Origin of the sequence: Actinoalloteichus hoggarensis (assembly GCF_002234535.1) — a bacterium.
Taxonomy (GTDB): Bacteria; Actinomycetota; Actinomycetes; order Mycobacteriales; family Pseudonocardiaceae; genus Actinoalloteichus_A; species Actinoalloteichus_A hoggarensis.
This window is the reverse complement of the sequence record NZ_CP022521.1, coordinates 5,082,907-5,095,562: the sequence shown is the minus strand read 5'-3', so window position 1 is coordinate 5,095,562 and position 12,656 is coordinate 5,082,907. Positions and strand designations below refer to the sequence as shown.

The following is a 12,656-nucleotide window of genomic DNA, read 5'->3' as shown; positions in this document are numbered from 1 at the left end:
GCCCGTTCGCTAGGAGGAGCAGCCTCATGAACAGCTTCACCGGCTGGCGGAAGTCACGCCGAAGCGGGACCCAATCGGCGTGCGTCGAACTCGGCTATGGTTCCGACAACATCGGCATCCGCGACACCAAGAACCGGGACGGTGGGACCCTCGTCGTCGGCCGTGCCGCCTTCGCCGGCTTCCTCGACGCGATCAAGGCCGACCGACTCCGCTGACTTGTAGCAGCCGGCTCCGGCCGCTGCCCCGGCGCGACGAGGGCAGGTCGGGAGCCGGTGAACGGACCGCCTCGCCACCATCGACGGCGGCTGTCACGCCACACGACAGTGCTCGACGCTGAAGCGTTCGGCAGATCTGCCGGCTACGCTGGCATCGACCTCTGAGGACAACCGAAAGGGAGTGCGGGATGGACCTCTCCCGAGCCGCATGGCGCAAGTCGTCGCGCAGCAGTGGCAACGGTGGGGCATGCATCGAGGTCGGCCCCACAACAGGCTTAGTCGGCATCCGCGACACCAAGGACCGTGATGGCGGGACGCTCGTCGTCGGCCGTGCCGTCTTCGCCGGCTTCCTCGGCGCGATCAAGGCCGACCGACTCCGCTGAGGCCGCACCCACGGACGGTGTCGGGCGAGTGTTCCACGCGCGGCACCGCCCCTGGTCCGCTCCCCGCCGACCGGCTGTCTCGATGGCTCATACCGGCAGCCCGTGGAAACGACGTCTTGGCCGAACAGATCACGGCTCTCGTCGACTCCTCGGCCGTGGCCCGCCCCCGCCGTTCGATGGCGGCGCAGATCCAGGAACGCCTGCGCGGCCGCCGACGGCGAGCGGCCCCGCCCTCACCGCGATCGCAGTGGAGGCGGGGCCCCTCGGGTGTCCGGCCGGTGCCGGCTCCGGTGCGAGCGGGTCAGCTCGCGGCCGAGGCGACTCCGGGCGCGTGGAAGCGGGCCTTGTTGACCTCCTCGGCGATCCCGCTGCGGTCCAGGTAGGGCGTGATCCCGCCCAGCCAGAACGGCCAGCCCGCGCCGAGGATCATGCACAGGTCGAGGTCCTGGGCCTCGGCCACCACGCCCTCGTCCAGCATGATCCGGGACTCCTCGGCCAGGGCCGACAGCGCCTTGTGCCGCACCTGCTCCTCGGTGAGCACCGTGGGGCCCTGCTCCCAGAGCGCGGCGACCTCCGGGTCGATGCGCTGGGTGCCCTGCTCGTCCCAGGTCCACACCGCGGTCTTGCCCGCGGCGACGAGCCGCCGCATGTTCTCGCTGACGCCGAAGCGCTCGGGGAACGCCTCGTGCAGGGTCCCGGCGACGTGCGTGGCCACGGCGGGACCCACCAGCTGCACCAGCACGAGCGGGCTCATCGGCAGTCCCAGCGGCGCCAGGGCACGGTCGGCGACGTCGAACGGGGTGCCCTCGTCGATGGCCTTGATGACCTCGCCGAGGAACCTGGTCAGCAGCCGGTTCACCACGAACGCGGGCGCGTCCTTGACCAGGACGCAGGACTTCTTCAGGTTCTTGCCGGTGGCGAAGGCCGTGGCCAGCGCTGCATCGTCGGTGCGCTCGCCGCGCACGATCTCCAGCAGCGGCAGCACGGCCACCGGGTTGAAGAAGTGGAAGCCCACGACCCGCTCGGGGTGCTGGAGCTTGGCGGCCATCTCGGTGATCGACAACGACGAGGTGTTCGTCGCCAGGATCGCCTCCGGGGAGACGTGCTCCTCCAGCTCGGCGAAGACCTGCTGCTTGACCGACAGCTCCTCGAAGACGGCCTCGATGACGAAGTCGGCGTCGGCGAAGGCCGCCTTGTCCAGGGAGCCGGAGACCAGCGCCTTGAGCCGGTTCGCCTCGTCGGGGGAGACCCGCCCCTTGCCGAGGAGCTTGTCCACCTCGGCGTGGACGTAGCCGACGCCCTTCTCGATTCGCGCCTCGTCGACGTCGGTGAGCACCACCGGCACCTTCAGCCGTCGCACGAACAGCAGCGCGAGCTGGCTGGCCATCAGGCCCGCGCCCACGATGCCGACCTTGCCGACGTCACGGGCCAGCGACTTGTCCGGCGCCCCGGCGGGCCGCTTCACCCGTCGCTGCACGAGGTCGAAGGAGTAGAGCCCGGCGCGGGTCTCGTCGGACATCAGGACCTCGGCGAGCCGCTGCGTCTCGGCGGCGAAGCCCGCGTCGAGATCGTTCGCGCGGGCGATCTCGAGCAGGTCCACCGCGTGCTGCGGTCCGGGCGCCGCCCCCTGGGTCTTCGCCGTGACGAGGGCCTGCGCCCGCGCCACCGCCGCGTCCCAGCCCGGGCCCCGATCGATCTCCGGACGGTCGACGGTGATCTCGCCGCGCACCACCCGCGCCGCCCAGGCCAGCGACTGCTCCAGGTAGTCGGCGGAGTCCAGGAGCACGTCGACGATGCCCAGCTTGGCGGCCTGGGCGGGCTTGAGCATGCGGTTCTGGTTGAGGGCGTTCTCCACCATGACCGTCACTGCCGCGTCCGGACCGATCAGGTTCGGCAGCAGCTGGGTGCCGCCCCAGCCGGGGAACAGGCCCAGGAACGTCTCCGGCAGGGCGATGACGCCCGCGTTGGAGGCCACCGTGCGGTAGTGACACGACAGCGCCAGTTCGAGGCCGCCGCCGAGCGCCGCGCCGTTGACGAAGGCGAAGGTCGGCACGGCGGAGTCGATCAGCCTGCGGAAGACGGCGTGGCCGGTCTCCGCCATCCAGTCGGCCTGCTCCTTCGCGGTGAGCCTGCCGATCCCGGAGAGGTCGGCCCCGGCCGCGAAGACGAAGGGCTTGCCGGTCACCGCGATCGCGGCGGGCTCGGCGGCGAAGGCGGTGTCCAGCGCCTCGTTCAGGCTGATCAGGCCCTGCGGACCGAGCGTGGAGGGCCGGGTGTGGTCGTGGCCGTTGTCGATCGTGATCAGCGCGATCGGCCCGTCGAGGCCCGGGACGCGGACCAGGCGGGTGACCGCCCTGGTGACCACCTCGTCGGGCATCGCGGCCTTGAGGTCGTCGATGGAGAGTGTGCTGCTCACTTGTCGCCTCCGTTCCAGGCCGGGTTCTCCCAGATCACGGTGCCGCCCATGCCGATTCCGACGCACATCGTGGTGATGCCGTAGCGCACGTCCGGGCGCTCGGCGAACTGGCGGGACAGCTGAGTCATCAGCCGTACCCCCGAGGCGGCGAGCGGGTGACCGCAGGCGATCGCGCCGCCCCACTGATTGACTCGGGCGTCGTCGTCGGCGATGCCGAAGTGCTCCAGAAAGGCCAGCACCTGGACCGCGAACGCCTCGTTGATCTCGAACAGGCCGATGTCGTCGATGCTCAGCCCCGCGCGGGACAGCGCCTTCTCGGTCGCCGGGACCGGGCCGACGCCCATGACCTCGGGGTCGACGCCCGCGAAGGAGTAGCCGACCAGCCGCATCCCCACCGGCAGGCCCAGCTCGCGCGCGACGTCCTCGGCGGCGAGCAGCGCACCGGTGGCGCCGTCGTTGAGTCCGGCGGCGTTGCCCGCGGTGATCCGGCCGTGCGGGCGGAACGGCGTCCGCAGCGTGGCCAGGGCCTCCACGGTGGTGCCGGGGCGGGGCGCCTCGTCCTCGGTGGCCAGCCCCCAGCCCAGCTCGGCGGAGCGGGTCGCGACCGGGACGAGGTCCTGGCCGATCCGCCCCGTCTTGACGGCCTCGGCGAACCGCTCCTGGCTCGCGGCGGCGTAGGCGTCGGTCCTGGCCTTGGTGATCGTCGGGAACCGGTCGTGCAGGTTCTCCGCCGTCTGCCCCATGACCAGGGCGGACGGGTCGACGAGCTTGTCGGCGAGGAACCGGGGGTTCGGGTCGACGCCCTCGCCCATCGGGTGACGGCCCATGTGCTCGACGCCGCCCGCGATGGTGACGTCGTAGGAGCCCAGGGCGATGCCGCCCGCCGTGGTGGTGACGGCCGTCATGGCGCCCGCGCACATCCGGTCGACGGCGAAGCCGGGCACCGACCTGGGCAGTCCGGCGAGCAGCGCGGCGGTGCGGCCGATGGTCAGCCCCTGGTCGCCGATCTGGGTCGTCGCCGCGACGGCGACCTCGTCGATCCGCTCCGGCGGCAGCTGCGGATGGCGGCGGAGCAGTTCCCGGATGGCCTTGACGACGAGGTCGTCGGCTCGGGTCTCCGCATACATGCCTTTCGGGCCTGCCTTGCCGAACGGCGTGCGCACGCCGTCGACGAAGACCACGTCCCGAAGTGCACGTCCTGCGACGTTTGCGGCCACGGCGTGCTCCTCCTGAAAGCTCGGGGGTCGGCTGGGCAGACGGCACGGCGACGCGAGGCCGCCAGTGCTACCCGCCGGTAACAATCACTCTAGCCGCTGCTACCGACTGGTAACCAGTGGCTCGCCCCGCGCGGTCCGAATCGTCGACACACCGTGCGCTCCGCCCTGCTTCGTCCGGAACCGCCGAGACAGGCGGGCCCCGCCGCGGGGAGGCGTCAGTTGGAGGCCGAGGCGTCGGTGACGGCCTCGTCGCGGTGCGTCGCCCGGCGCGCCGCCTTCTGCTGGTGGTCGACGACGAGGAACACGGCCGCGCCGATCACCGGGACGGCGAGGACGACCAGCGCCCAGATCAACGTCTGGAGCACGTTCCAGCGATCGGTCGTGATGACGATCAGCAGCGCGAGGATGATCAGCGCGCCGCCCGCGCTGATGAGTCCGGCCAGAAGGAGTTCCGAGGTGCCCACGATGACTCTCCCGTCGACGTGTTCGGCCACGGCATCGCCCGGCTGCCGGACACCGTGGTCTTGACCTTGGTGTCTACCCCTTCCAGACAATCATGAAACGGACCGCGGCGCGGGTCCTCCCCGGCTCGGCGACGCCCACCGAGTCCGATGCGGACGGTGGGCGGGCCGTCGAGGCCGCACCGTTCGGGACGATGCTCGACGCCGGTCCGCTCATCGCCGACCGGGGCTTCGGCGTCCGGGTGCGGGCCGGGGCGAGACGCGGGGTTCGGGGACACGGGGTCCGGTCGGGATGCGGGGTTCAAGGACGCGGCCTCGGGCGGGATTCGGGGCCGGGGCGGAACCGGTCCAGGGCGGAACGCGGGCCCTCGGTCAGGACGCCGGTTCTGTGGTGGCCGCCAACGCGGCGCTCAACGGCTCGGCGGTCAGCGCGACCTGCCACGGCCGGGCGCCGCCCGCCCGCAGCGCGGCGGCGGTGCCCGTCACGGAGCGGTCCTCCTGCGGTGCCCAGCAGGTCCGACGCACCAGATCGGGTTGCAGCAGGTTCTCCACCGGCAGACCGTGTCGCTCGGCCAGCGCGCTCAACGCCGCCCGAGCCGCCGACAGGCGGGCGGCGGCCTCCGGATCGCGATCGGCCCATCGGTTCGGCGGCGGCGGACCGTCCGAGGGCGGCGAGGAGGCGGGCAGCGCGGAGTTCGGCAGCTCCGCCGCCTCGCGCAACGCCGCCATCCACACGTCGGCGCGCCGACGCTGGGCCCGTCCGCCGAAGATCGGCAGGGCCACCAGCGCCGTGGTGTCGGCGGGCTGAGTCTGGGCCGCCTCGATGATCGCCTTGTCCGGCAGCACCCGACCGGGTGCGATGTCCCGAGTCCTGGCCAGCTCGTCCCGCGCCAGCCACAGCGCCCGAACAGCAGCCAGCTTGCGCGGCGCGTGGAGCCGGTGGATGCCCGACGTCCGTCGCCACGGCTCCGGCCTCGGCCCCGGCGGCGGCGCGGTGCGCACGGCCTCGAACTCCTGCGACGCCCACTCGAGCTTGCCCTGGGCCCTCAGCTCCGCCTCCAGGGATTCCCGCAGCGGGAGCAGCAGCTCGACGTCCAGCGCCGCGTAGCTCAGCCAGTCGGCGGGCAGCGGGCGTCGAGACCAGTCCGCCGCGCCGTGGCCCTTCTCCAGCCGATACCCGAGCTGTTGTTCGACCAGCGCGCCGAGCGCGACCCTCGGGTAACCCGCGAGCCTGCCCGCCAGCTCGGTGTCGAACAACGAGGAGGGCCGCAGATCGAGTTCGGCGAGACAGGGCAGGTCCTGGGACGCCGCATGCAGCACCCACTCCTGATCGCCCACGGCCTCGATCAGCGGAGCGAGCCTGCCGCGCAGCGGGATCGGGTCGACCAGCACCGTGCCCGAACCTGCGCGCCGCAGCTGCACCAGGTAGGCCCGCGCCGAGTATCGGTATCCGGACGCACGCTCGGTGTCCACCGCGATCGGCCCCGTGCCCGCGGCGAGCGCGTCGGCGGCCGCTCGCAGTGCGGTGGGATCGGCCACGACCGGCGGCACGCCCTCGGCGGGCGTGGTGAGCTCGGTGATCTCCGAGACCGCCCGCCCAGGCTCGGTCGCTGGCTCGGCGTCGGGTTCGCAACGGTGTGCATCCACGGCCGCTGACCCTACGTCGAAGTCGTCGAGCGCGGCGCGCAAGGTCGAACGACACGAAGTGCGAGCACCTTCTGGAGTCGCGTGACACGGCACGGACTCCAGAAGGCGCCGGACTTATCTGATGACACCTGCGCGCATCGCCAGAGCGACCATCTGCGCACGGTCTCCCGTACCCAGCTTCCGGCCGATCCGCGACAGATGGCTCTTCACTGTGAGTGCGGACAGATTCAACGCCTCGCCGATCTCCTTGTTCGATCGACCGTCGGCGACTAACTGCAACACCTCGACCTCGCGCGCGGACAGCTCGCGCGGCGTGTTGTCCGTGCCCGGCACGCGAGTGCCCGCGGCAAGGACCGGCGCCACGCTCGGGTCGGCATACACGCCGCCGTCGAGGACCCGACGCACCCCGTCGGTGACCACCATCGGCGAGGCGGACTTCAGCAGGTACGCCTGAGCGCCTGCCTGAAACGCCGCCCGGACCGCATACGGGTCATCGGAGGATGCCAGGACCACGATCCGCGGCCAACCGTGGCCACGGAGTTCCGTGACCAGGTCGATGCCACTCCCGTCCGGGAGCCCGAGATCGAGGATCGCGAGGTCGCACGGACCTGTCGCCAGGGCTCGCGCCCTGGCCTCGGCCAGCGATGCGGCCTCGTGCACGGTGCCTGCGCCCATCTGTTGCAACCGAGCGGCGATCGCCTCTCGGAGCAGCGGATGGTCGTCTACCACCAATACCGAGAACAGCTCTTCCCGCGGGTGCGGGACCATGTTGGCCGGCAAAGCACCGGCTGGCGTGGTACGAACGGCCTGACCTAAGCCGACGGCAGCCACGTCACTACCTCCCTGGAGTCGGTCGTGCCCCCCGACCGGCACCGGGACTCTCGGTCAATCAGCCGCGCCACTGATCGACCGAAAGTGGTGTCGACTGGGGCAGCGTAGCCGCCAAACGGCGCCAGCGGGACGATCAATGTGCGATCTATCCCGATCGGGTTGTCACAAGGGTGGCTTGTGATAACACGATCGGGGTACAAGCGCGTGTCTTGCTAACACTGAGCCGCGCCCGTACGACATTCCTGGTTTGGCATTGGTTTAGACCGCCTCGCCCGCGGCCCGTCGCGCGTCCGGACGGCCGGTCGTCGGGCCCGGCCCGCCGTCCTCCGTCCGGAGCAATGACCTCGACGTCTGGCGTCGTACCGCGTCGTCCCCCGTCCTGCCAATCCATCGGCAGTCGACGGCTCCTTCGCTAGGCCGACCGCCGGAGTGTGATGCAGCCGACTATCCGAGAAGTCCAGCGCCGTTCGGCCGGGCCCGCGGCGCTCATCCGCCCGTGCGGACGGAGCGTGACGGTCCGCGGCGGCCGACGGGACGGGGAGACCGGGCGGCACGCGCGGGATCGGCTGCATGCCCCCGGGATGCGTGAGGCTCGGATGCGCGAGATCGGGCGGCGCGCGCCGGGCTGCGCAGGACCGGTCGCGGAAAGCCGCCTGCGTCAGGCCGGCCGGCGAAGGCCGCCCGCGCGACGTCGGGCGGGGTGTCGTGCGATCCCGGTGGCGGGGACGTCGGGCGGCTGCCTCGCATCCCCCGGCGGTCCGCTCGGCCGGCCGTGCCCCGATGCCACGGCGGCGGAGCCGAGGACGGCATCGAGCCTGCCCGGGTAGGGCCGCCGCCGCTCACCCCGGCCCGGCGTCGCCCCGTCCGAGACCTCCGTCGTCCGCGGTGCCGCCAGGTCTCGTTTGGAGGTGTGGCGAGTGCGGGGGTGAGCCGTCCGCCGGACGCTGCGAGACCGTCTGTTCGACCTCCGACACGAGTGCCGGTTCCGGGAACCGCTCCGACTCCGGCAGCAGGGCCGGATGGTCGATCACGAGCGCGGCCGTCGCCCCGCCGAACGTCGAGTCGCAGCGCGGTCGAGCGCCGAGGAGGCACGGCCGAGCCGCGAGGAGACGCCCCGCGCCACGGGGTCGTCATCGAACCCGACGAGGGCCGCAGCCGAGGGCCCGCCGCAGCCTCGGCGCCGCCGAGCGCCGCCTGCCCGAGAGCGGCTATCGGGGACGCAGCTCGACCACGCCGATCGGCGGCAGGCCCGCCGCGCTGGCCAGCACCTCGCACAGCGCCTCGCCGTGGGCGGCCAGCTCCGAGTCCGACGCCGTCCAGGACGCCCGCAGCTCCAGATCGTGAGTGTGGGCAGGCCCTTCGATCTCGCCGAACCGCGCCGAGGACGTCACGGTCACCGTGCCGCCCAACGTCGTCCACCGCGCCCCGCAGCCCTCCAGCGCGTCGGTCAGCCACGACCACCCGACCTGCGGCAGCAGCGGATCGCTGGCGAACTCCGAGTCCAACTCGGCCTGGAGATACACCACCACGCGCAGCTCGCCGTTCCAGACGTCGACGTTGTCCGGGTCATGGAGCACGACGAGCCTGCCGGAGGCGAACTCGTTGGTGGGACCCGTCACCTCGGCACTGAGCGCGTACGCCCACGGTGCGAGTCGCTGCGGCGGCCGGACCTCCTCGAAGGTCAGCTCCGACCGAGGTCGAACCGACTTCAGAGTGCTCACGGCGTGCCGGAACACCTCAGGTATTGGAGTCATCCCGGTCACGAATCGCGACTTTAGAGGCAATCGGGGATGATGCGGGGTTCGCCACGCCGAGCGGAGGCCGTCGATCTTCGCCGACTCTCCGCCCGCGTCGGACGCGGTCCGGTCGCGAACCGCTCGCCGTCAGCCCGCCCGCCCGTCGCGAACGGCCTCGTCGCCGCTCCGACCCGGTCACCGAGACCGGCGGAGCCGGAGCCGTGCGCTGGTACGTCACCTCCCGTATCACCCGGCTGAGCGCCGTGCCTCACATTCGGTGCCGGTCGCGCCGCACGACGACGACCCCTCATGGGAAAATGCTCGGCGAGATGACGAACGCTGCGCTGGTGCCCGCTCGTAGGGACCTCTCCGATGCCCCGTTCCTGATCGCCGCACAGGGCGGTCGTCCCAGCCGTACGCCCGTGTGGTTCATGCGGCAGGCCGGTCGATCCCTGCCCGAGTACCGCAAGGTGCGAGCGGGGATTCCGATGCTCGAGGCGTGCCTGAACCCGGAACTGGTCTGCGAGGTCACCCTGCAGCCGGTCCGCAGGCACGGCGTCGACGCCGCGATCCTGTTCAGCGACATCGTGGTGCCGCTCTTCGCGGCGGGCGTCGACCTGGACATCGTGCCCGGCACCGGCCCGGTGATCGCCCAGCCGGTGCGCACCGCGGCCGACGTCGCCGCGCTGCCGAGTCTGCGAGACGAACAGGTGGCGCCCGTCGCCGAGGCGATCCGGCTGATCACCGCCGAGGCGGGCGACACCCCGCTGATCGGGTTCGCCGGCGCTCCGTTCACCGTGGCCTCGTACCTGGTGGAGGGCGGCCCGAGCCGGAACCACGAGCGGACCAAGGCGTTGATGCACGGCGAGCCCGCGACCTGGCACGCCCTGCTCGACCGGCTCGCCGACATCACCCTCGGCTTCCTGCGCCTGCAGATCGACGCGGGCGTGGACGCCGTGCAGCTGTTCGACTCCTGGGCGGGCGCCCTCAGCGAACGCGACTACCGCGAGTTCGTCCTCCCGCACTCCGCCAAGGTCCTGGGCGGCCTGGCCGACGCGGGCCTGCCCCGATTCCACTTCGGCGTCGGCACCGGCGAGCTGCTGCCCGCGATGCGGGAGGCGGGCGCCGACGTGGTCGGGGTCGACTGGCGGACGCCGTTGGACGTCGCCGCGCGCAGGCTGGTGGCCGCGGCCCCCGAGCGGCCCGCCCCGGTGGTCCAGGGCAACCTCGACCCGGCCGTGCTCTTCGCGGGCGCGCCCGCGATCGAGCGCGAGGTGGATCGCATCCTCGCCGAGGGCAGGCGGACCGGCGGCCACGTCTTCAACCTCGGGCACGGGGTGCTGCCGGACACCGATCCGGACGCGATCACCCGGGTCGTCGAGCTGGTCCACGAGCGCGGCGTCCCCTCCGACGAGTCCGAGGAGACGGACGCGGAAGCCGAAACTCGGTGACCAGGCCGCAGCACGTCCCGCACATCGCCGTGATCGGCGGCGGGGTGTCCGGACTCACCGCCGCCTACGAGCTGCGCAGGCTGCTCGGACGCGCCGCGCGGATCACCGTGCTGGAGCAGAGCCGTCGTCTCGGCGGCAAGCTCGCGACCGCCCAGCTGGGCGGCGGCGCCTTCGACGTCGGGGCCGAGGCGTTCCTGGTCCGCAGGCCGGAGGTCCTCGATCTCCTCGCCGACCTCGACGCCTCGGGCGAGGTGGTCAACCCCACCTCGGCGGGGCCGACGGTCCGGGCGGGCGGCCGGACGGTTCCGATGCCGGTCACCGGGACCGTGCAGGGCGTCCCCGGCTCGGTGGAGGCGCTGCGCGGGGTGCTCTCGGCGGAGGGTGTCGCCAGAGTGGCCGAGGAGCCCTCGGCCCCACCGCTGCGTCTCGACGGCGGCGACGTCGCACTCGGTCGGATGCTGCGGGCGCGCTTCGGCGACGAACTCACCGACCGGCTCGTCGATCCGATGCTGGGCGGGGTCTACGCGGGCGACGCGGACCGGCTGGGGCTGCGCGCCACCATGCCCGCCCTCGCCAGGGCGCTCGATGAGGGCGACGGCTCGGTGCTGCATGCCGCGGCCGGACTCCTCCCGCCCGCCCCGGCGCCCGGCGAGCCCAGAGCCCCGGTGTTCGGCACGCTGCGCGGCGGCCTGATCAGACTGATCGACCGGCTGGCGGAGGCCGCGGGCGCCACGGTGCGACTCGGCCTGCCGGTGCACGCGCTGACCAGGGGCGACGTCGGCTGGCGGCTCGCCTTCGGCGCGGTGCCGAGCCCGGAGCTGCTGGAGGTCGACGCCGTGCTGCTGGCCGTGCCGCCGCCCGCGGCGCGGCGCCTGCTCGCGGTGACCGCTCCGGCCGCGGCCGCCGCCTACGGCGCCATCGAGGTGGCCTCCAGTGTCGTGGTCAGCCTGGCGCTGCCGCCCGCGGCTCGGCTGCCCGAGGCCAGCGGCGTGCTGATCGCGCGGGGCGAACGGCACGACGACGGCACCGACTTCACCGCCAAGGCGTTCACCTTCTCCAGCCGCAAGTGGCGCCATCTCGGCGACGATCGCGGCTCCGCGGCGCCACTGCTGGTCCGGGGCTCCATCGGCCGGGTCGGCGAGATCTCGACCATGCAGCGTGACGACGACGAGCTGATCCGCGCGGTCCGCGCGGATCTCGCCGAGCTCACGGGCGTCCGAGCCGACCCGATCGAGGCCGTGGTGACGCGCTGGGGCGGGGCGCTGCCCCAGTACGGCGTCGGCCACGTCGACCTGGTGCGGCGGATCAGGACGGAGGTCGCCGGGCTGGCGGGCCTGGAGGTGACCGGTGCCGCCTTCGACGGCATCGGGCTGGCCGCCTGCGTGGGCGGGGCGCGACGGGCCGCCGCCGCCGTGGCGGCGGAGCTGACCTCCACGACGATCCTGCGTGACTCGGTGCGAGGATGAGCCCATGTCTGGCGTGAACGCGGCTGAGATCAACTCGTCCATCCGATACACCATGTGGTCCGTCTTCCGCATCGAGCAGGGCGCGCTGCCCGTCGATCGGGCCGAGGCGGCGCGGGAGGCGGAGCGGTACCTCGCCGGGCTCGAGGCGAAGGGCGTCACCGTCCGCGGCGTCTACGACGTCTCCGGGATGCGGGCCGACGCCGACTTCATGATCTGGTGGCACGCCGAGGAGGTCGAGGCCCTGCAGGCCGCCTACACCGGTCTGCGGCGCATCGTGCTGGGGCAGGCCTGCGAACCGGTGTGGAGCAGCGTCGGGCTGCACCGCCCCGCCGAGTTCAACCGGTCGCACATCCCCGCGTTCCTCGCCGGGGAGGAGCCGCAGAAGTACCTCTGCGTGTATCCCTTCGTGCGGTCCTACGACTGGTATCTGCTGCCGGAGGACGAGCGGCGCACGATGCTCGCCGACCACGGCAAGGCCGCGCGGCCGTTCCCCGACGTCCGGGCGAACACGGTGGCCTCGTTCGCGCTCGGCGACTACGAGTGGCTGCTGGCGTTCGAGGCGGCCGAGCTGCACCGCATCGTCGACCTGATGCGCGAGCTGCGGGCCACCGAGGCCCGGCGGCACGTCCGCGAGGAGCTGCCGTTCTACACCGGCGTCCGGGTGTCCGTCGGCGAGCTGGTCGACCGGCTGCCCTGAGGCTCGGCTGCCCTGCGGCCCCGGCTGCGCTGCGGTTCGGTTGCCCTGCGGTCCGGCCGGACTTCGTGCGCGGGCCGCGCGGGCGGGACGCGGCGGCCCGACGGGCGCGCTCCGGAGTCCTCGGGCGGCGCCCCGC

General features: G+C 72.8%; 11 protein-coding genes. 5 read left to right on the top strand and 6 right to left on the bottom strand.

What is annotated here, in order from left to right; translation table 11 throughout:
• The first annotated feature begins 26 nt into the window (after nucleotides 1-26).
• Together AHOG_RS21770 and AHOG_RS21765 are read left to right on the top strand one after the other, a co-directional pair.
• A complete protein-coding gene (locus AHOG_RS21770) occupies nucleotides 27-215 on the top strand; it encodes a DUF397 domain-containing protein (RefSeq protein WP_093943002.1) in 189 nt (62 codons plus the stop codon).
• A gap of 188 nt (nucleotides 216-403) precedes the next feature.
• The gene (locus tag AHOG_RS21765; protein ID WP_093943001.1) at nucleotides 404-598 is read left to right on the top strand and encodes a DUF397 domain-containing protein; all 195 of its coding nucleotides are present in this window, start codon (nucleotides 404-406) and stop codon (nucleotides 596-598) included.
• 301 nt (nucleotides 599-899) lie between these two features.
• On the opposite strand, the gene AHOG_RS21760 is transcribed toward AHOG_RS21765, so the two are convergent.
• The 6 genes from AHOG_RS21760 to AHOG_RS21730 form a co-directional block, all read right to left on the bottom strand.
• Nucleotides 900-2,975 carry a 3-hydroxyacyl-CoA dehydrogenase NAD-binding domain-containing protein gene (locus AHOG_RS21760; protein ID WP_093944681.1) on the bottom strand — a complete coding sequence of 692 codons (2,076 nt, stop codon included), beginning with the start codon at nucleotides 2,973-2,975 and terminating at the stop codon, nucleotides 900-902.
• 35 nt (nucleotides 2,976-3,010) lie between these two features.
• A complete protein-coding gene (locus AHOG_RS21755; RefSeq protein ID WP_093943000.1) occupies nucleotides 3,011-4,231 on the bottom strand; it encodes a thiolase family protein in 1,221 nt (406 codons plus the stop codon).
• Nucleotides 4,232-4,446: 215 nt separating this feature from the next.
• Nucleotides 4,447-4,695 (bottom strand): PLDc N-terminal domain-containing protein, encoded by a 249-nt coding sequence (locus tag AHOG_RS21750; RefSeq protein WP_157736978.1) that lies wholly within the window; start codon nucleotides 4,693-4,695, stop codon nucleotides 4,447-4,449.
• Nucleotides 4,696-5,064: 369 nt separating this feature from the next.
• Complete coding sequence (locus AHOG_RS21745; RefSeq protein ID WP_093944680.1) at nucleotides 5,065-6,273, bottom strand: ribonuclease D; 1,209 nt, start codon at nucleotides 6,271-6,273, stop codon at nucleotides 5,065-5,067.
• A gap of 180 nt (nucleotides 6,274-6,453) precedes the next feature.
• Nucleotides 6,454-7,170, bottom strand: a complete 717-nt coding sequence (locus tag AHOG_RS21740; protein WP_035272912.1) for a response regulator — start codon at nucleotides 7,168-7,170, stop codon at nucleotides 6,454-6,456.
• Nucleotides 7,171-8,378: 1,208 nt separating this feature from the next.
• The gene (locus AHOG_RS21730; protein ID WP_169725896.1) at nucleotides 8,379-8,933 is read right to left on the bottom strand and encodes a DUF3000 domain-containing protein; all 555 of its coding nucleotides are present in this window, start codon (nucleotides 8,931-8,933) and stop codon (nucleotides 8,379-8,381) included.
• Nucleotides 8,934-9,235: 302 nt separating this feature from the next.
• Here AHOG_RS21730 and hemE point away from each other — a divergent pair, with 302 nt between their 5' ends.
• From hemE to hemQ, 3 genes are read left to right on the top strand one after another with little or no spacing between them, the layout of a single operon-like run.
• Nucleotides 9,236-10,357, top strand: a complete 1,122-nt coding sequence (gene hemE, locus AHOG_RS21725; protein WP_093944679.1) for a uroporphyrinogen decarboxylase — start codon at nucleotides 9,236-9,238, stop codon at nucleotides 10,355-10,357.
• Nucleotides 10,354-11,823 carry a protoporphyrinogen oxidase gene (gene hemG, locus AHOG_RS21720; protein ID WP_093942996.1) on the top strand — a complete coding sequence of 490 codons (1,470 nt, stop codon included), beginning with the start codon at nucleotides 10,354-10,356 and terminating at the stop codon, nucleotides 11,821-11,823. Before hemE ends, hemG begins: the two co-directional genes overlap by 4 nt.
• Nucleotides 11,824-11,827: 4 nt before the next feature.
• Nucleotides 11,828-12,520: a hydrogen peroxide-dependent heme synthase gene (hemQ, locus tag AHOG_RS21715; protein WP_093942995.1), complete on the top strand. Its 693-nt coding sequence runs from the start codon at nucleotides 11,828-11,830 to the stop codon at nucleotides 12,518-12,520.
• Nucleotides 12,521-12,656: the final 136 nt, after the last annotated feature.